Source organism: Trichococcus flocculiformis (assembly GCF_963662535.1).
In the GTDB taxonomy this organism is placed as follows: Bacteria; Bacillota; Bacilli; order Lactobacillales; family Aerococcaceae; genus Trichococcus; species Trichococcus flocculiformis.
On record NZ_OY759718.1, the window covers coordinates 556917 to 577259 of the forward strand.

The 20343-nt window shown below is 47.6% G+C and carries 15 protein-coding genes; 11 read left to right on the top strand and 4 right to left on the bottom strand.

What is annotated here, in order from left to right:
* Window positions 1-39: 39 nt before the first annotated feature.
* Genes ACKPCD_RS02950 through ACKPCD_RS02960 form a run of 3 tightly spaced genes read right to left on the bottom strand, consistent with a single transcriptional unit; the run spans window position 40 to window position 2517 of the window.
* The gene (locus ACKPCD_RS02950) at window positions 40-243 is read right to left on the bottom strand and encodes a hypothetical protein (protein WP_321433948.1); all 204 of its coding nucleotides are present in this window, start codon (window positions 241-243) and stop codon (window positions 40-42) included.
* A 10-nt stretch (window positions 244-253) separates the two neighbouring features.
* Window positions 254-934: a response regulator gene (locus ACKPCD_RS02955; protein ID WP_276647293.1), complete on the bottom strand. Its 681-nt coding sequence runs from the start codon at window positions 932-934 to the stop codon at window positions 254-256.
* Window positions 934-2517 (bottom strand): Spo0B domain-containing protein, encoded by a 1584-nt coding sequence (locus tag ACKPCD_RS02960; protein WP_321433949.1) that lies wholly within the window; start codon window positions 2515-2517, stop codon window positions 934-936. The genes ACKPCD_RS02955 and ACKPCD_RS02960 overlap by 1 nt, the downstream gene beginning before the upstream one ends.
* A 234-nt stretch (window positions 2518-2751) precedes the next feature.
* Between ACKPCD_RS02960 and ACKPCD_RS02965 the strand changes: the two genes are divergently transcribed.
* The 3 genes from ACKPCD_RS02965 (at window position 2752) to ACKPCD_RS02975 (ending at window position 6203) form a co-directional block, all read left to right on the top strand.
* Window positions 2752-4050, top strand: coding sequence for a 2-hydroxycarboxylate transporter family protein (locus tag ACKPCD_RS02965; RefSeq protein ID WP_319996420.1), 1299 nt, complete (start codon window positions 2752-2754; stop codon window positions 4048-4050).
* Window positions 4051-4093: 43 nt separating this feature from the next.
* Complete coding sequence (locus ACKPCD_RS02970; RefSeq protein WP_321433950.1) at window positions 4094-5266, top strand: NAD(P)-dependent malic enzyme; 1173 nt, start codon at window positions 4094-4096, stop codon at window positions 5264-5266.
* Window positions 5267-5519: 253 nt separating this feature from the next.
* Window positions 5520-6203 (top strand): RraA family protein, encoded by a 684-nt coding sequence (locus ACKPCD_RS02975; protein WP_177208652.1) that lies wholly within the window; start codon window positions 5520-5522, stop codon window positions 6201-6203.
* Window positions 6204-6268: 65 nt separating this feature from the next.
* On the opposite strand, the gene ACKPCD_RS02980 is transcribed toward ACKPCD_RS02975, so the two are convergent.
* Window positions 6269-7426, bottom strand: coding sequence for an ROK family protein (locus ACKPCD_RS02980; protein WP_321433951.1), 1158 nt, complete (start codon window positions 7424-7426; stop codon window positions 6269-6271).
* A 325-nt stretch (window positions 7427-7751) separates the two neighbouring features.
* Between ACKPCD_RS02980 and ACKPCD_RS02985 the strand changes: the two genes are divergently transcribed.
* The 8 genes from ACKPCD_RS02985 to ACKPCD_RS03020 all read left to right on the top strand — a co-directional run bounded on the left by ACKPCD_RS02985 (window position 7752) and on the right by ACKPCD_RS03020 (window position 20273).
* Window positions 7752-9362 (top strand): glycoside hydrolase family 43 protein, encoded by a 1611-nt coding sequence (locus tag ACKPCD_RS02985; protein ID WP_321433952.1) that lies wholly within the window; start codon window positions 7752-7754, stop codon window positions 9360-9362.
* Between the two features lie 55 nt (window positions 9363-9417).
* The gene (locus tag ACKPCD_RS02990; RefSeq protein ID WP_321433953.1) at window positions 9418-10923 is read left to right on the top strand and encodes a sugar ABC transporter ATP-binding protein; all 1506 of its coding nucleotides are present in this window, start codon (window positions 9418-9420) and stop codon (window positions 10921-10923) included.
* A gap of 68 nt (window positions 10924-10991) precedes the next feature.
* Window positions 10992-11975 (top strand): ABC transporter permease, encoded by a 984-nt coding sequence (locus ACKPCD_RS02995; RefSeq protein WP_321433954.1) that lies wholly within the window; start codon window positions 10992-10994, stop codon window positions 11973-11975.
* 75 nt (window positions 11976-12050) lie between these two features.
* Complete coding sequence (locus tag ACKPCD_RS03000; protein WP_321433955.1) at window positions 12051-13109, top strand: sugar ABC transporter substrate-binding protein; 1059 nt, start codon at window positions 12051-12053, stop codon at window positions 13107-13109.
* 236 nt (window positions 13110-13345) lie between these two features.
* Entirely contained in the window at window positions 13346-14653 is a 1308-nt protein-coding gene (xylA, locus tag ACKPCD_RS03005; protein ID WP_321433956.1) for a xylose isomerase, read from the top strand.
* A gap of 52 nt (window positions 14654-14705) precedes the next feature.
* Window positions 14706-16199, top strand: a complete 1494-nt coding sequence (gene xylB / locus ACKPCD_RS03010; RefSeq protein WP_321433957.1) for a xylulokinase — start codon at window positions 14706-14708, stop codon at window positions 16197-16199.
* A 107-nt stretch (window positions 16200-16306) separates the two neighbouring features.
* Complete coding sequence (locus tag ACKPCD_RS03015; protein ID WP_321433958.1) at window positions 16307-18688, top strand: phosphoketolase family protein; 2382 nt, start codon at window positions 16307-16309, stop codon at window positions 18686-18688.
* 487 nt (window positions 18689-19175) lie between these two features.
* Window positions 19176-20273 (top strand): DgaE family pyridoxal phosphate-dependent ammonia lyase, encoded by a 1098-nt coding sequence (locus ACKPCD_RS03020; protein ID WP_321434530.1) that lies wholly within the window; start codon window positions 19176-19178, stop codon window positions 20271-20273.
* Window positions 20274-20343: the final 70 nt, after the last annotated feature.

Consider the following 20343-nt stretch of genomic DNA (forward strand, 5'->3'; position numbering starts at 1 on the left):
AGACACAAAAATAGCAGCAGTGAGGCATTTTTTGCCTCGCTACTGCTTTTTTTGCGGCGTGCCCGCTGCCGGGTTGTCACCTCCGGCGAGGGCCTGTTCACCGGAGTAGCCGGACGGAATCTGATCGTCAACTCCGGCGAAGACCCGCTCATCGGAGATGACGAATAAAATTTGATCATCAACTCCGGTGAAGACTTGCTCCCCGGAGTTGGCGACTGAAATCGACCAGTCGGTGCCGATCAAGCTGTTCCGTTTATTTTTTCCGGTAAAACGCGGTCGGTCTTCCGACCGTTCCGTATTCCAGCCTCATTTCAATGACCTGTTTGTCCTCCAGATAGCGCAGATATTTCCTGACCGATACATGCGACAGGTTCGCCAGACTGGTGATGTCGTTTACGGTGAAATCGCCTTTCTGTTGGTCGATGCAAGCCATGATCATGGCCAGCGTCGAAGGGGTCAGACCCTTGTCGATGGCGTCGTCGTCCTTCTCATCCGGTTGCTTATCCAGCGAGTGGAGCTGGTCCAATTGTTTTTGTGTGACCGGATTGCGGGAATGCAGCAGCTCCTGGCGCTGCACGAAAGCTTCGATGCTCTTTTCGAAGCGTTTGAACTGGAACGGCTTGAGGATGTAGTCGACGATGCCGCACTGCAGGCCGATCCGGATCGCTTCCTGTTCGCCGGCCGCCGTGATCATGATCAGCTCGGCCGGGTAATCCCTTTTCCGCAGTGCCCGGATCAGATCCAATCCGCTTTTGCCCTGGATGTTGACGTCGACCAAAAGCAGGTCATAGGTATGCTTGCTGGTCAAACGGATGGCCTCATCGAAGCTGCCGCAAGTCCCGGATACGATAAAGCCGGGTATTTTCTCCAGATAACGACGATTGATGGACAATACCATCGGATCGTCCTCCACAATCAAAACGTGATAGACCATCAGTTCCCTTCCTTTCGGTACGCAGTCTTCAGAGAAATCTTGATCCAGCGCTCATTGCTTTCGATTTCCAGTTGCCCGTCCACTCTTTTCAGGAGTTGGGAAATGACCGGCGCATGCAGTTCTTCCGTCAGCTGCTCTTTCATGGCGGGCTCCAACTGTAATTCATAAACAGTTTCCAACCGGTCGTTCCAGAAGCCAAAATGGATCTGCAGATCGTCCGCCAACCGGTTTTCCAAAATGAATTGGTCCAGGAAACGGATGATGTTGATCCAGCATTGGACAGCCGTATGATCGGTGGTCGGCGGCACATCCGGGTAGACTTCAATCATGAACGGATAGTTCTGCTCCGTGAATTTGCTGCGTTCGCCGATCAGGAAGCCGGCGATGACCGGATTTTTGACCAGGAAAATCATGCGGTGCGAAAATTCCTGCTCCGGTTCGAGTATTTTGCCTAAGTAGTCGTTCAATTCCTCATATTCCTCCAAGTCCGCCAAGCCGTAGATGACATGCAGCTTGTTCAGGAAATCATGCGATTGCGTCTGCAGGGTGGTGGTGTAGGTGGCCGCGTTGAACAGCTGATCCGTCAGCAGATAGAGCTCCGTGGCATCACGCATCAGGATGATTTGGCCGATGACCTTCTTGGCGACGGTGATCGGGGCTGTCGAAAGCAAGTAGTCCACGCCGTCCTGATGATAGATCCGGTCAGTCGTTTTGTCTTTCCCGGCCAACAGCTGCAAGTCCTGCGCTACAGGCAAAAGCGATTGGATCGGAAGGCCGACGATGGACTCATCCAACTCGTCCCCAGTTGTGCCATCCGCCTTTGCAGGCCGGAACAGTTTTTTTGCCTCCAGATTGGACAGGACGACCCGGTTGTCCTTGTCGGTGACGAGGATGGCGTCTTTCGTGTTCTCCAGCATCGCATTGCGTTCTTCCAATAATCGGGCTATTTCGATTGGCTCCAGATTGTACATTTGGTTTTTCAGCTGGAATGCAGTGAAGATCGCGGCGGCAGCTCCGAACAGCAGGCTGACCGCGAAACTAACAGAGAAGGGCTGCATCGTTTTCTTGGTGATCGAAGCGAGCGTTGTTGTCTTGATGCCGATCGCGACGACGCCGATTTCCACGTTTTCAGCATTGAAGACAGGGACGAAGGCGCGCAGCGATTGCCCCAACGTACCTTGCGCAATCGAAGTTGTCTCCTGGCCCGAAAGCGCGTCCTCTTCATCGCCGCCCTGGAAGGGGGCATTGATCTTTTCCGGATCGGGATGGGTGAGGCGGATGCGGTCCATCGTCATGACCACGACGAAGTCCAGCTGATAGGTTTCGGTTATCTGATTGGCATAGGTTTGCACTTCCGGATTGGTGGCGCCGTTGCTCAGCGTTTGGATCACCAACGGCTGCGCGGCCACGATTTCGGCGATGGACAGGAGCTGTTCTTCTTCCTGCGTCTGCGTCGCTTCATAGATGCGGTTCGTCAGCGAGAGGTAGAGGACGCTGACCGTCAGTGCCACCGTGATCAGTACCATGAAGGTCAACTTCACCCATAAGCGCTGATTTTTCCATTTTTGCTTCAGTTTGATCATTCTTCCATGTTCCTTTCCTATTGCACAGTCATTATACCAAATGGAAAGTAGGCGTTCTCAATTTAATTAATTGAATAACGCTTAAATTAATTAAATAATCTATTTTATATCTGTAAGCGGTAGCATAATGAAACCAGGTTAAAGAAAGCGCTTTATGAATTGCGGTTAATCAAAAGGAGGAGAAGGAAAGTGAGAGACACGACAAAAGAATTGGAGCTTGAACAGCTCCCGGGCATTTCCGAGTTGACGGTTTTCGACAGATTTAAAAATGCGAAGGTAGGCGCGATTCCGTTGCCGACTTATCTCGTGATGTCAGCCATTATAATAGCTTCTGCTTATCTGGGCGAGTTGCCCGTCAACATGCTGGGCGGTTTCGCAGTCATCTTGAGTTTGGGTTGGCTTCTGGGTGGAATCGGTGCTAGCATCCCGGGATTGAAAAATTTCGGGGGATCGGCCATCCTGTCGCTGATGGTGCCATCGATCATGGTATTCATGAATGTATTCAACCAAAATACGCTGGATGCAGCGAACATGCTGATGAGGGAAGCGAACTTCCTGTATTTCTACATCGCCTGTCTTGTCTGCGGAAGTATCCTGGGGATGCACCGCAAGATTCTGGTGCAAGGCTTGATTCGGATGATCATTCCGATGGCAGTGGCGATGATCGCTGCATTGATCGTCGGAACTTCAGTTGGAACTTTGTTGGGATTGGGTTTTGAGCATACGCTCTTCTACATCGTGACACCGATCATCGCCGGCGGAATCGGCGAAGGCATCCTGCCGTTATCGTTAGGCTACAGCGCCATCACCGGTATCCCGAGTGGGGAATTGGTTGGACAATTGATTCCAGCAACCATCATCGGTAACTTCTTTGCGATCATCTGCTCCGGTATTTTGAATCGCCTAGGCGAAAAATATCCGGAGAAAAGCGGCAAGGGCCAATTGATCAAATTCGGCGGCGACGACGATATGGCTGATGCCATGCAGGAAGACAAGAGCCCGCTGGACATCAAATTGATGGGCGCCGGCGTATTGACGGCCTGCACACTCTTCATTGCAGGCGGACTTTTGGAAAGACTTACGGGCTTCCCGGGACCGGTCCTGATGATCCTTATCGCTGCAACCATCAAATATTTGAGCCTGTTGCCTAAAGATGTCGAAAAAGGCTCGAAACAGCTGTACAAATTCGTTTCAGGCAACTTCACTTTCCCGTTGATGGTCGGCTTGGGCTTATTGTACATCCCGCTCAAAGACGTCGTCGGCATGCTTTCTTGGCAGTATTTCGTGGTTGTGATCTCAGTCGTGTTGACCGTAGTCCTGACCGGTTTCTTCGTCGGTGGAAAAATGAACATGAACCCGATCGAAGCAGCCATCGTAACGGCTTGCCAAAGCGGCATGGGCGGAACCGGGGATGTCGCCATCCTATCTGCTTCCAACCGCATGAACTTGATGCCGTTTGCCCAAGTAGCCACACGTTTGGGTGGAGCCATCACCGTCATTTCCATGACATCCTTACTGCGTTTCCTGTTCTAACAACATAAAAAACTAAAACGAGAAGAAAGAGAGAGTGTTCACTATGACAGATGTAAAAGAAAAAGCATTGGCTATCAGCAAAAAATTCGGCGGTAAATTGGAGGTCATCTCAAAAGTTCCGATCGAAACGATGGAAGATCTGAGCATCGCCTATACACCGGGCGTCGCGGCCGTCTGCATGGAAATCGCGAACAACAAAGAATCCGTCTATACTTATACAACCAAAAAAAATCTTGTTGCAGTCGTAACGGATGGATCGGCTGTCCTGGGCTTGGGCAATATCGGACCGGAAGCAGCCATTCCGGTTATGGAAGGCAAAGCGGCCTTGTTCAAACGCTTCGGGAATGTGGATGCCGTTCCTATTTCCTTGAATACGCAGGATGTTGAAGAAATCATCTCGCACGTTGCTGCCATCGCACCTTCTTTCGGCGGGATCAACCTGGAAGACATCAGCGCGCCTCGCTGCTTCGAAATCGAACGCCGCTTGAAAGAGATGTTGGACATTCCGGTCTTCCATGATGACCAACACGGGACCGCGATTATTGTTCTGGCTGCCCTTTACAATTCCTTGCGCCTGACAGGCAAAAAAATCGATGAGATTCAAGTGGTCGTCAATGGCGGCGGTGCTGCAGGGATCGCCATCAGCCAAATGTTCCTTTCCGCTGGCATCAAGAACCTGATGGTCGTGGACCGCACCGGCATCATTTCCGAAACCGATCCTGAATTGGCCGAACGCCATGTAGAAATCTCAAAAGTTACGAACCGCAGTTTCAGAACCGGAACTTTGGAGGATGCAGTTGTCGGAATGGACGTATTCGTCGGCGTATCCGCGCCAGGCGTCCTGAAGAAGGAATGGATTGCGACCATGAACGAAAAACCGGTCATCTTCGCGATGGCGAACCCGACACCGGAAATCTTCCCGGATGAAGCAAAAGCAGGCGGCGCCTATATCGTCGGCACCGGCCGCAGCGACTTCCCGAACCAAATCAACAATGTACTCGCATTCCCGGGAATCTTCCGCGGAGCCTTGGATGCCCGTGCCAAAGACATCACGATCGAAATGCAGCTTTCCGCAGCGCGCGGCATCGCCAGCATCGTCAGCGATGAGGAACTGAACGTCGACTACATCATGCCGGATGTCTTCACTCCGGGCGTAGCCGACATCGTAGCCGCCAGCGTTATGAACGCAGTCAAGAAAGAGGAAGTACTTGTTTAAAAAGTAGAGAACGAAGAAGCTGCCTCCAGAGTGGGGCAGCTTCTTCTGCATCCGCCGGAGAAGGAGCTAAAATCCGACAATCTGATTGCGCACGGGTCCAACGGATTCTTGTTTCGTCTGTCTGATTTGTCGGAAAAGTGTTTTTCCTTTGGTTTTCATGTCTCTAGCATATATACAAAAAAACGTCTATTCTGATATGGTTGAGTCAACAGTATGCTTTTTTGGGAAAAATCAAAAAAATGGAGGCATGAACATGAGCGAGAACAAGCAAAGAATGGGCTTCAGAATCTACAAGGACATACCCAGACCGACACCGGAACTGTTGGAAAGGTTGAACAAATTCACCGTACCGGAACTGTGCGACGGGATGGACGTCTTCCGCGCAATGGATTACCAGATCAAGCCAATGGTAACGACGCAAAAAATTATCGGGCCTGCCGTCACGTTGCAGTTACTGCTCGGCGACAGCCTGATTGTGCCGAAAGCTTTGGAGGTAGCGCAACCGGGTGACATCATCGTCATCGATGCGAAAGGCAGCTGCAACAATGGCGTTTGGGGCGATAACCGCAGCCGCGTGGCCAAAGCGATTGGCTTAGCCGGCGTCGTGATCGACGGTGCCTTCCGCGATATCGAAGAAAATGAAGCACTCGGCTTCCCAATCTACGCCCGGGCGAACACCTGCGGCAGAAGCACAAGGGGCGCGAAGGGGGAAGTCAATGTACCGATTTCCTGCGGCGGCGTGTCGGTGCGCCCCGGGGACATCATAGTTGGGGACCGCAACGGGGTCGTCGTGATTCCGTTGGAGCATGCCGAGGAAATCATCCAAGCAGCCCAAGAGCAGGTGGATAAGATGGAGGCGCAGATTGCCAAATTCGAGGCGACCGGACAGATCGTCCCGGACAGCCTGGAAGCGGAATTGAAAAGATTAGGCTACTAAAAAGAGACAACAACTCAAAATACAAAGACAAAACCACCTGTGCAGGGAGCGCAGGTGGTTTTGTCTTAGTTTTCGGTATTCATTTTCAGGTTTTGGATGTTCAGGAAATTTTGTGTGGACTTGGCCACACCCCCGAACAAGGTCGCTTTCCGCTTGAGCGAGCTGCTGATGACACGCGTATCGCACGAAAATTTACCTTTGAGGTCCCCTTTAAGGATGCTGATCAACTCAGGGATTTGCGAATAAATGGAACTGTTGATCACCACCAGATCGGGCTCGTAGATCACCGCCAGATTATTGACGGCGATGCTCAAATAATGCGCATTGGTCCGCAGGGTTTTTTGGATAACGGGATCGCCTTTTTTGTAGCGTTCGATCACCAAGGACGAATTAATGTCCGGCAACGCAAGCGTCTGTTCCAATTCGCTGTAGATGGCCTGGTGGGAAGCATACTGTTCGAGGCAACCTTCATTGCCGCAAGGGCATTTTCGGCCATCTGGATAGAGGATACTGTGGCCGATTTCACCGGCTTTGCCTTTTTTCCCTGTCCTCAGTTTTCCATTTTCGACGATTCCGGCTCCGATGCCCGTATGGATGCTCAGGCTGACGACGCTGTCCGAAATGGATCCAAAAGTATATTCACCGAGTGCCGCCAGATTCGCTTCATTTTCCAAATATACATAGAAGGGATAAATTTGTTCTAATTGAGACTTCAAATCACTCTGCAAAGTATAGTTGGGCGTAAAGATAATTTCTTCCTGATTGACGAGTCCGTGGATTGCAACGCAGACTCCCGTGATGCCATGCGGGGTTTCCACAGCGTGTTGCGTCAATTTGTCAACCATTTCCTTGATGTAGGCGATGACATTGTCGGAAGAAACTTTGATGCCTCTGATTTCGGATTCATAAAGGACCTTTCCGTCAATATAGGCGATGAGCCCTTCGATGTAGTTAGGGGCAACATCCAAGGAAAGGGTAAGCGCAGCTTTTCCATTAAAAGTGAGCATGATGGGCTTCCGACCACCGATTCTGGCTGCGTCGCCGATCCGGTCTTCATGGATCAACTCGTCTTCCAGCAGTTTTTTGGTGATTGCGGATACGGAAGCCTTATTCAAACCGGCAAGAACTGATAATTCAGCGCGGGAAATTTCTTTCTGGCTGATGATAGCATTTAAAATAATAGCTTCGTTGTTTTCGCGGATCGTATATTTGCTATGAATCAAAAAATACCACTCCTTCTTCCTTCATTATCTATCATATATCTTCTGAAAGCGCTTGACAATAAAAAAATAATCGTTTATATTGTGTTTATGAGTTGGTTGAGCGAACTAACTCAAATATTAGTAATGCAATCATATCATTTTTTAAGAAGGAAGGAAAGGGTGGAAAAGTTTAACAAACTATTAGTAAAAAGTAGCAGACCTCATACCTTATTAAATCAAGTCACATTTGCTGCACCTGATTTAGAGTAGTGATGGTTATTTACTTCAGCGAAAGATCATCTTTTTTTATTCAGAATACGGAAAGCTGAAAGGAAGAAGTTTATTTATGAAAATTATGAATCCAATACTAAAAGGATTTAACCCAGACCCTTCGATTATTCGTGTAGACGATACTTATTATATCGCTAATTCCACTTTTGAGTGGTTTCCGGGTGTTCAAATTCATGAATCAAAAGATTTGGTTCATTGGCAACTGATCACACATCCGCTAGCGACTACTGAACTGTTGGACATGAAAGGAAACGCTGATTCAGGTGGTATTTGGGCACCGGATTTATCTTATGCGGACGGTAAGTTTTGGTTGGTCTACACCGATGTGAAAGTGGTGAATGGTGCCTTTAAAGATTGCATCAACTATCTGACAACTGCTGAAAACATCCATGGTCCTTGGAGTGCCCCGATCAAATTAAATGGTGTCGGTTTTGATGCTTCGCTTTTCCATGATGACGATGGCAGAAAATATTTGGTTCAGATGGAATGGGATCATCGAGAGTATCACCATCCGTTCAACGGCATCAAATGTACAGAGTATTCTGTCTCAGAAAAGCGACTATTACCGGAAACTTCCAAGATTATTTGGAGAGGGACGGACGTCAAGTTGGTTGAAGGACCGCACTTGTATAAGTTATTCGGGAAATATTATTTGTTCTGCGCCGAAGGCGGCACGACCTATACGCATCAAGAAGTTGTTGCGCGTTCAGCCACTCTTTTTGGTGAATATGAAGGGCAGCCTGAAACGTTCCTGACGGCATTTGCGCACCCGGACAATCCGCTGCAAAAATGTGGACATGGCGCGCTCGTGGATACGCCAGACGGAGAATGGTATTTTGCGCATTTAACGGGAAGACCTTGGCATCATGCAAATGAATCCAGCCATGATCCCCGCGGTTGGTGTACCTTAGGAAGAGAAACTGCGATTCAGAAGGTGGAGTGGTCGGAAGGCCAATGGCCTCTGATTGTCGGCGGAAGACAAGGCAGCCTAGAAGTGGACGCGCCAAAAAATGCAGTGCCGGTTGAGTACCCTTCCAATTATCTGACGAAGGATGATTTTGATCAAGAAGAGTTAAACATCCACTTCAATACATTGCGTGTGCCATTTACAGAGAAAATCGGGAAAATTGAGGATGGCCATCTTGTCTTGAAAGGATTGGGCAGCTTAGCCAATCAGCATGACAATTCGCTTATCGCCAGAAGATGGCAAGCATTCGAATTCGAAGCTGAAACAAAATTGAGTTATGATCCGACAACCTACCAACAAATGGCCGGATTGACAAATTATTACAATACGCAACACTGGTCCATGATCCAAGTCACATGGGATGAGGAAAAGGGGCGTGTGATTGAAGTTACCGAGAACAACCAAGGTATTTTTACCAGCTACTTGAAAGAAAATGCAATCCCTGTGCCGGAGGAGATTGAATATATCTACTTTAAAACTAAAGTGAACGCGTGTTTTTACTTGTATGCGTATTCATTTGATGGGGAAAACTGGATCGATATTCCAGTCCAATTGGATGCCAAGGTTTTATCGGATGATTATGTGAACCAAAGTTATGGCGGCTTCTTTACGGGAGCTTTCGTCGGGATGGCCAATGTTGATTATTCGGGATACGAATTGGAAGCTAAATTTGATTACTTCAGCTATCTAGAAAAATAGCTGCATGCGATAAAAATAAGTTGATTATTCTCTGAGAGAGGAGAAAGAAAAGACAATGGAAGATGAGATTTTATTCTCAATGACTGGGATCGAGAAAAGTTTTGGTCCCGTTCATGTTTTAAAGAAGGCTCAACTTGAAGTACGCAAGGGTGAAATTCACGCATTTATGGGTGAGAACGGCGCTGGTAAATCGACTTTGATGAATATTCTGGCAGGTTTGTTGGAAAAGGATGCAGGGAAGATTGTTTTTGAAGGAAAAGAAATTGAAAAAATGACTCCAGAACTGGCGACCGAGCTAGGTATTGGATTTGTACATCAGGAACTTAATTTAGCAGAGGATGTTTCTGTCGCGGAAAATGTTTTTATTGGCCGGTTGCCATACACAAATAAGTTTTTGGGTATTGTGAATTTTAAAAAACTGTACGAAGATACAGCTTATTGGTTGAACATGGTCGGAGCAAAAGTCAATCCGACAGATCTTGTGGGATCGTTGTCCACTGCGAATAAGCAATTGATCGAAATTGCCAAAGCGTTGAGTTTGAATGCCAAAGTCATCATTTTTGATGAACCTACGACCGCTCTTTCGGATAAAGATGTCGAAGTGTTGTTTATCATTATTCGTCGCTTAAAAGAGAAAGGATTTTCAAGTATCTATATTTCTCACCGAATGAAAGAAATCTTTGAACTGGGCGAACGCATTACAATCATGCGCGATGGAGAGTATATTGCGACGGACTATGTAAAGAATCTGACTGAAGATCAGATTATTTCGATGCTGGTTGGACGGGAAATAAAGGATTTATATCCAAAACAGCCTACGGAAGTTGGAGCACCTTATTTACAGGTTAAAAATCTGACAGACAGTTTAGGTAAGGTTAAGGATGTCAGTTTTGAAGCAAGGCGCGGAGAAGTGTTGGGATTTGCAGGTCTGGTTGGTAGTGGCAGGACTGAAACGATGCGATTAATTTTTGGAGCGGATCGTGCAAAATCAGGAGACATAAAGATTGGTGATCGTGATGTAACCATCAAGTCTCCGTTAGATGCGATCAAAAATGGAATCGGTTTATTGACTGAAGACAGAAAGCATCAAGGACTTATGGCGGGGCTATCGATCAAAGACAACATAACAATCACCAATCTCAACCAATTCCGTCTTGATCATAAGCAATTGAATGAAATAGCCAATCGATATGTCCAAGAAGTGAATATCAAGGTCAGTGATATTGAGAATCCAGTTTCAAGTTTATCTGGAGGTAATCAGCAGAAAGTGGTACTGGCGAAATGGCTGAATACTGACAACCAAATATATATTTTTGATGAACCTACAAAAGGAATTGATGTAGGCGCGAAATCAGAAATTTATGCAATTATTAATCAGCTTGCTCTTCAAGGGAAGACGATTTTGATTGTTTCTTCCGAAATCCCTGAATTACTGGGTATTTGTGATCGTATTCACGTGTTTCACGAAGGAAAGATACGCGGCGAACTTGCTGTTGCTGACTATAGGAATAACAAAGACGAAGCACAAGAACTGGTCATGAAATATGCAACTGGCAATTAATAAAATCTGATTATCGGAAACAGTTGTCATCAAACATAATTATTAGGGAATGATAGGAGAGCCAAGTTATGGAAAACGAAACAAAGAAAATAGAAAAGAATAAAATAGATATAAAATCGTTGTTTATGAACTATTCGGTATATCTGGTTTTAATAATGTTAGTAGTGTATTTTTCGATTGCAAACAGTGATTTTCTAAGCACGTACAATATCGAAAACTTTTTGCAACAGATACCGCCTGTGGGGATTCTGACCGTTGCGTATGCAATGATCCTCATTTGTGGATATGTTGATCTATCAATCGGTTACGTAGGGATGGCATCTGGGATGGTGGGGTTATTTGTTTCCAATATGGGGCTTCCAGCGCCCATCGTTATCGTAACTTCTTTAGCTGTAGGTGCGATACTTGGAACTATGAATGCTTTATTGATCAAAAAATTTGATCTGCCTTCATTTATTTTGACTTTAGGAACAAGCTATGTGATTAAGGGAATGCTTGGTTTCTTTACGGATGAGCAGTTCATTGGTTCCGAACAGGAGTGGTTCAATAAATTAGCCAAAACACCTATTGGTACTGAAATGTTCAAAAGTAATGCATTGATATTTTTTGTCATCATTGCGATTGCTGTGTTCATCATGAAAAAAACTCGTCTCGGAAAATACACCTATGCTATAGGTTCAAACCAGGAAGCGGCGCGTCTTTCCGGCATTAACACGGATCTCCACATTGTTAAAATTTTCGTTATCGAAGGTATGTTGGCAGCGATTGCCGGCCTGTTGATTATTTCTAACTTAAATGGTGGCGCTTCAAAAGATGCTAATGGATTAGATTTGTTTGCGATGGCAGCTGCAATAATGGGGGGAACCTCTTTTAGTGGAGGTATTGGTACCATTGGTGGCGCAGTGGCAGGGATAATGACATTACAAGTCTTCAAAAATGGATTGACTCTGATGGGCATGAATTCCTTCTTACAGGATACTGTAACAGGTCTTGTCATCATTTTGTCCATCATTATCGATTATTTGAAACGAAGAGCAAGCCGGAATTCTTAGTAAGTTTTGTAAACGGTTTTATTTTTGGCGGTACTACATGTAAAAAAATAAAAAATTCAAAGGGGATACTTTATTATGTTTAAGAAAAGAAAATCGATGATTACTGGGATTTCAATTGCAACAATGTTATTGCTGGCTGGCTGTGGTAATGAAGGTTCTGCAGATGCAGATATGGCAAAAACTTTGTACTTTGTCCCTATTGTGGATACAGGAGCGTACTGGAATCCGATGAAAAAAGGGGCTGAAGATGCAGCTGAAGAATTAGGCTACACACTAGTCACCAAGACTTCTCCATCAGCTGAACCAAGTAAGAAAGAAAAACATATTGGATTCATAAAAGAAGCGACAGCAAAAGATGTGGCCGGGATTGCAGTTGCACCGATCGAAAAGAAAGCTTTTGTTGATCCGATAGTAGCTGCAATGGATAAAGATATCCCTGTCATTACTTTTGATGCAGACTTAGAAAATGAGACGGACCGTACAGCTTATGTTGGAACCGACAATATATCGGCCGGAAAAGAGTTAGGCAAGCAGGCTGCAGAAGAAATGAAAGAAAAAGGCATAACAAGCGGATCTATTGCGATCGTTTGCGTGGATGTTTCACAACCAACTATGATTGACCGCGAAGCAGGCATTAAAGCGGGATTTGAAGAGGTCTATGGCGCAGATGCGAGTAATTTCAAATTTCTAGCTACTATCCAGGATAATGACCAACCATCTGAGTCCAAGAAACAATTGGAAGGTTATATTTCCGCTAATAAAGACTTAGTAACAGTATTTTCATTAGGATCAGAAGGTCCTGACGTGGGTGTTATGAGCGCGATTGAATCACAAGGGAAATCAGGAGAAATTCTACATTATGGATTTGACTACACAGATACTTGGTTAAAAGGAATTGAAGATGGCCGGATCACTGCAATTGTTGATCAGGATGCATACCAAATCGGCTATCAGGTGATCGAGAACTTGGTGAAAGCAATCGATGGTGAAGAGATTGATAAGACAATTCCGATTGATGTGAAGTATGTTAAAGCTGCTGAATTGAAAGCTTACGGCGAAGAGAAAAGTAAAATAAAAACAGGATCGACTGATGATATTGAAGCTGAAGGTTCTGAAACAAAAGATTCAGAGTAACAAAAAGGATATACATAGTCATCGGGAGATAACGGATAAGTTATCTCCTATTGCTATCGAGAAAAAGGTTTGAAAGAGCAGTGAAAAAAAGAATAAAAGAATAAAATATAAGAAAAAAATACCTGAAAGCGTTTGACAAAGAAACGTTGATGGTTTATATTATGTTTATGAGTTAGTTGAGCGAACTAACTCAAACGACAAATAAAAATAAGATACCATTTTTAGGAGGAAAAGAAATGAGTTATTTTTCAACAGTAGATAAAATTAAATATGAAGGCGTTACCACAGAAAACCCAATGGCATTCCGTCATTACAACCCGTCTGAAATGGTGATGGGCAAAACGATGAAAGAACACTTGCGCTTCGCGGTAGCTTACTGGCACACAATGACGCAGAACGGTTCCGATCCTTTCGGAAGCCCTACGAACATCCGCACGTGGGAAGGGTCCACTCCAATGGAAACCGCAAAAAACCGCGTGGAAGCTTTCTTTGAAATCTTGGAAAAACTTGGCGTTGACTATTTCTGTTTCCATGATGTGGATATCGCACCAGAAGGAGATTCGCTGGAAGAATTCTTCAATAATATCGATGAAATCACGGATTTGATCAAAGAAAAAATGGATCAAACCGGCATCAAACTGTTGTGGAATACAGCAAACATGTTCTCCCACCCACGTTATGTGAACGGGGCAGCTTCCTCCAATAGCGCTGAAGTTTTTGCCTATGCAGCAGCACAAGTGAAAAAAGGCTTGGACATCAGCAAGAAATTGGGCGGCGAAAACTATGTCTTCTGGGGCGGCCGTGAAGGCTACGAGTCCTTATTGAATACGGATATGAAATTCGAACAGGACAACATCGCGCGCTTGTTCAAAATGGCAGTTGCTTACGGCGAAAAAATTGGCCACAAACCACAGTTCCTGATTGAACCAAAACCGAAAGAACCATCTAAGCACCAATATGATTTCGATGCAGCAACAACAATGGCCTTCATCCAAAAATATGGTTTGGAAGGCGACTTCAAGCTGAACCTGGAAGCGAACCATGCGACATTGGCTGGACATACATTTGAGCATGAAATGAATGTCGCCCGTTGCTACGATGCGCTGGGATCGATCGATGCCAACCAAGGCGACATGCTGTTGGGCTGGGATACAGACGAATTCCCGACAAACATCTACGATACGACATTGGCTATGTATGAAATCCTTGAAAACGGTGGGATTGCACCGGGCGGAATCAACTTCGATTCCAAAGTACGCCGCTCTTCATTCGAGATGGAAGATCTGTTATTGGCACATATCGCCGGGATGGACACTTTTGCCCGCGGATTGAAAGCTGCTGCCAAGTTGAAAGAGGAACGTTTCTTCGATGATCTGAAGGACAAACGCTATGCCAGCTACAACGACGGCGTTGGGGCAAGAATCTTGTCTGATGAAGAAACTTTGGAATCATTGACAGAGTACTCCATGCAAAACGGGGACATCAAATTAGAGTCCAGCCATCTTGAATTCGTCAAATCCCGTTTGAACGACTACCTAGTATAATCCATACAGAAGTCGTTCGGTTGATGGATGCAACAGAAGAGGAGCAGAAATTATGGCGTATGTATTAGGAATAGATTTGGGCACAAGTTCATTGAAGGGGTTGCTGCTGGATGAGCATGGCAAGGCAGTAGCTTCCGCCCAGAAAGATTATCCGCTGATCCATCCGAAATCCGGCTACAGCGAGCAGGATCCAGGGCAATGGATCCTGGCCTGCGAATATGTACTGGACAGACTGAAAGATGAAGTTGCGGACTTCACTGCACAACTGGAAGGAATCAGCTTCTCCGGCCAGATGCACAGTTTGGTTGTGTTGGATGAAGACAACAATGTCCTCCGCAATGCGATCCTTTGGAACGACGTCAGGACAACCAAACAGTGCAAGGCGATCACGGATGCTTTCGGGGAAGAACTGCTTGCGATCACGAAAAACATCGCGTTGGAAGGATTCACTTTGCCGAAGATTCTGTGGATTCAGGAAAATGAGCCGGAAATCTGGGAAAAAGTGCGGCATATGTTGCTGCCGAAGGATTATCTGGGATATTGGATGACCGGCACCATGCATATGGACTACTCGGATGCAGCCGGCACGCTGCTTCTGGATGCAGAAAAGAAAGAATGGTCCAAAGCCGTTCTCGAAAAATTCCGCATCCCGGAAACCCATCTACCTGAATTGATCGGCTCATCGGGAATGACCGGAAACTTGCGGTCGGAACTGGCAAACCGCTTCGGCTTTGAAAAGGAAGTAAAAATATTTGCGGGTGGCGCGGATAACGCCTGCGCTGCGATCGGCGCCGGTATCGTGAATGATGAGACAGGCATGGCCAGCATCGGCACATCCGGTGTGTTCCTCGCATTCGAGGATTCGGCTGAGCAAGATTACCAGGGCAAATTGCATCTGTTCAACCACACCATTGAGGATGGCTATTACTCGATGGGCGTCACCTTGGCGGCAGGACACAGCCTGAACTGGTTCAAAGATACTTTCGCGCCGGACAGCACGTTCGAAGAACTGTTGGAAGGCATGGATGCGACCAAACCAGGTGCAGACGGCTTGTTGTTCACCCCTTATATCGTCGGGGAACGCACGCCGCATGTAGACAGCCGGATCCGCGGCAGTTTCATCGGGATGGATACGAATCATACAATCAAACATTTTGCGCGAGCGGTTCTGGAAGGAATCACCTTCTCCTTGAAGGATTCGCAAGTACTGATGGAACAAGTGGCAGGCAAGTCCTTCAAGCGGATCGTTTCCGTCGGCGGAGGCGCCAAAAATCCGGATTGGCTGCAGATCCAAGCAGATGTTTTCGATGCTGAAATCACCTGTCTGGAAGTCGAACAGGGACCTGGATTGGGCGCTGCAATGTTGGCAGCGGTCGGACTTGGATGGTTCCCGACAGTGACTGCTTGCGCGGACGTGTTTGTTGCCTACAAAGGTATCGTCCGGCCGATTCCGGAAAACGTCGCAGCATACGAAAAAGTATATGCACTGTATACGCAAGTTTACGGAGCCACAAAAGAGCTTTGTCACGAATTAACAAAAGAGTAGTTAATCAGTCGGTTTGACAGAAAATCGTCAAATCGACTTTTTTGTAGGATATTTGTGAAAGACGTCGCAAGCGTTTTCGATAATACAACTGAAAAGGAGCAACAAAAATGACTGCATTTGATTCAAAAGCGTATCTGGACAAGGTGGATGCCTTCTGGCGCGCCGCCAATTTCATCTCCGTGGGACAACTGTACCTGAAGGACAATCCTTTGCTGCAACGCCCGATCGAGGCAACCGATGTGAAGCTTCATCCGATCGGCCACTGGGGAACCATCTCCGGACAGAACTTCATCTATGCCCACTTGAACCGCGTCATCAACAAATATGATCTGAACATGTTCTATGTCGAAGGTCCGGGACATGGTGGCCAAGTCATGGTTTCGAACTCTTATCTGGACGGTTCTTACACAGAAATCTATCCGGAAATCACGGAAGATCTGGAAGGGTTGACGAAACTCTACAAACAATTCTCCTTCCCCGGCGGGGTCGCTTCCCATGCGGCACCGGAAACACCCGGCTCGATCCATGAGGGCGGCGAACTCGGCTATTCGCTTTCTCACGCGACCGGCGCTATCTTCGACAATCCGGAAGTGATCGCGGCGACTGTCGTCGGTGACGGGGAAGCTGAAACCGGTCCGTTGGCGGCAGGTTGGTTCTCCAATGTGTTCATCAACCCGGTAACCGATGGGGCTGTTTTGCCGATCCTGTACCTGAACGGCGGCAAAATCTCCAATCCGACGATCCTCGACCGTAAATCGAACGAAGAATTGACGCAGTACTTTAACGGCATGGGCTGGGAGCCGTTGTTCGTGGAAGGGACCGATCCGGAAGCGGTGCATCCGATCATGGCGCAAGTGTTGGATACGGCTGTCGAAAAAATCAAAGCGATCCAAACCGAAGCCCGTAAAGGCTCCGCAGCCGAAGCGAAGATGCCGGTTTGGCCGGTCATCATTTTCCGCACCCCGAAAGGCTGGACGGGTCCGCAAACATGGGACGGTGAACCGATTGAAGGCGGCTTCCGCGCTCACCAAGTGCCGATTCCGGTAGATGCGCATCATATGCAACACATCGATGCGCTGGTGGATTGGATGCAGTCCTACCGTCCGGAAGAGTTGTTCACTGCCGACGGCCAATTAGTGGCTGAGCTGAAAGAAATGGCACCGAAAGGCGACCGACGGATGGCTATGAATCCGGTCACGAACGGCGGAATCGATCCGAAACCGCTCAATATTCCGGATTGGAAGCAGTATGCCGTCGACACGACGACTCCGGGCGCAGTCATTGCCCAGGACATGATCGAGTTCGGTAACTTCGCGCGCGACCTGGTCGTGGACAATCCGGATAACTTCCGCATCTTCGGACCGGATGAAACCAAATCGAACCGCCTGAACAAAGTCTTCGAAGTGACGAACCGCGTCTGGATGGAAGCGATCGATCCTGCGTATGATGAATGGCTTTCTCCGTCCGGCCGTGTCATCGATTCGCAGTTGTCCGAACACCAGGCCGAAGGTTTCCTGGAAGGCTATGTCCTGACCGGTCGCCATGGTTTCTTCGCCAGTTACGAAGCCTTCCTGCGCGTGGTTGATTCGATGATCACCCAACATTTCAAATGGTTGCGCAAAGCCAAAGAACAGACGTGGCGCAAACACTATCCGTCCTTGAATTTGATCGCGACTTCGACCGTGTTCCAACAGGACCACAATGGCTACACCCACCAAGATCCGGGTTTGTTGACGCATTTGGCTGAGAAGAAACCGGAATTCATCCGCGAATACTTGCCGGCAGATGCGAACTCCTTGATGGCCGTGATGGCGGAAACGATGGCTTCCGAGGAACAGATCAACCTGATCGTGTCTTCGAAACACCCGCGTCCGCAATTCTACTCTGCGGAGGAAGCGGAAGTGTTGGTCAAAGATGGCCTGAAAGTGATCGACTGGGCTTCGACTTGCGGAGATGAAGAACCGGATGTCGTGATCGCGGCAGCAGGAACGGAACCGAACCTGGAGGCACTTGCCGCAGTCACGATCCTGCACAAGCAGTTCCCGGCATTGAAGATCCGTTTCATCAACATCGTGGACTTGTTGAAACTGCGCCATCCGGACGTGGATCCGCGTGGTTTGAGCGATGAAGCCTTCGACGCCTATTTCACGGCCGACAAACCAGTCATCTTTGCTTTCCACGGTTTTGAAGGGTTGATCCGTGATATCTTCTTCGATCGCCACAACCATAACCTGCACATCCACGGCTACCGTGAGAACGGGGACATCACGACACCATTCGACATGCGCGTCTTGTCCGAGATGGACCGTTTCCACCTAGCGCAGGATGCGGCAAACGCCGTCTATGGCGAAGAAGCATCAGCCTTCTCGCAACGGATGACGGAAACGGTGGACTTCCACCATAAGTTCATCCGCGAGAACGGCGAGGACATTCCGGAAGTGATGGAATGGAAATGGGAAGCTTTGGAAGGTGCTGTTCCTCAGCGTTAAAGTAGGCCGACCTATTTGGTGAACGCAATCTCTGTCGATAAAGAGAACTATAAAGCTGAGCTGATCGATACGGAATGTTATACAGAAGCCGATTCAGCGCAATAAACGATAGGAACAAATGGAGGCTGCCTCATTTCGAGGCGGCCTTTCGTTGTTCTCCTCCGGTGAACGGAGGCTTTGCCGGAGCACGGCCCGCATTTTGAGTTGTGCTCCGAAGAGGACGGACTCGCAGGAGGAGAACCCGTAAGATACCGCTGAACTCCGGCGAGGGGAGCCTCACAGGAGGAGGGCATCGATTCAAATGGGCAACTCCAACAAACGAAATTTTGAAGATGATTGTACAGCAACGAATGGCTGATGTATGATGATGTTATACAACATTATCCAGGGAATCAGAATAGGACAGCCTACTTTTAGGGTCGGTGAAGGAAATCCGATAGCTGCAACGAATATCCAAGAATCCCTATCATTATTGGAGGACAATGCTATGACGGTCAGTTATGAGAAGTTTGATTTGAAGGAAGTTATCAATGCTTCCGGTCGGATGACGATTTTGGGTGTATCGAAAGTATCGCAAGCTGTTCTGGCTGCCCAACAATATGGGGGAGAACACTTTTTTGAGATGGAAGATCTGTCGGTGAAAGTCGGCGCTTATTTGGCTGGTTTGCTCAAAGCGGAAGACGCCCAAGTTGTGTCTTCTGCTTCGGCGGGCATCGCTCAATCCGTGGCAGGAGTCATCGGCAAAGGCAGTTTGTTTCATGCCTACCATCCTTATGCAGAAACAATCACGCAGCGGGAAATTATTTTGCCCAAAGGCCATAATGTGGATTACGGAACCCCGGTTGAAGTCATGGTTCAGCAAGGGGGCGGCAAAGTCGTAGAAGCCGGATATGCAAATGTGTGTACTCCGGAGCATGTGGAAATGATGATCACCAAGGAAACGGCGGCCCTGCTTTATGTCAAAAGCCACCATACCGTGCAGAAAAGCATGCTGACGGTGGACGAAATGGTGGCAGTGGCCCGAAAGTACGACTTGCCGGTGATCGTCGACGCCGCAGCGGAAGAAGATTTATTCGGCTATTACGCAGCGGGGGCGGACTTGGTGATCTATTCAGGAGCCAAAGCAATCGAGGGCCCGAGCGCCGGCTTGGTCGTCGGCAAAAAAAGCGCGGTTGAATGGGTGCGGCTGCAAGGTAAGGGGATTGGCCGAGCCATGAAGATCGGCAAAGACAATATTCTGGGGTTTGCCCAAGCCGTGGAAGATTATCTGGCTAATGGCAACGAAAGCGGCGAATCGATGAAGGCGCGTCTAGTGCCCTTTATCGAAGCGGTCAATCAAATTCCCGCTTTGCAAGCCACTGTCGTGCAGGACAGTGCCGGCAGGGAGATCTATCGGGGCAGTGTCAAGGTGTCTGGAGAAATAGATGCCAAAGAAGTCATCCGTCAGTTAAAAACGCAAAATCCGGCGATCTATACGCGCGAATATCAAGCCAATAACGGCATTATCGAGTTTGATATCCGTTCCGTCAACCAAACGGAAATGATGAAGACTGTGCAGCGGTTGCGGGAAATTTTGGGAGAATGATGAAAAAGTGATTCCCACCGTTTATTACCAGAAAGACAAAAACAAACAGCGAATGGACAACCTATTGTAG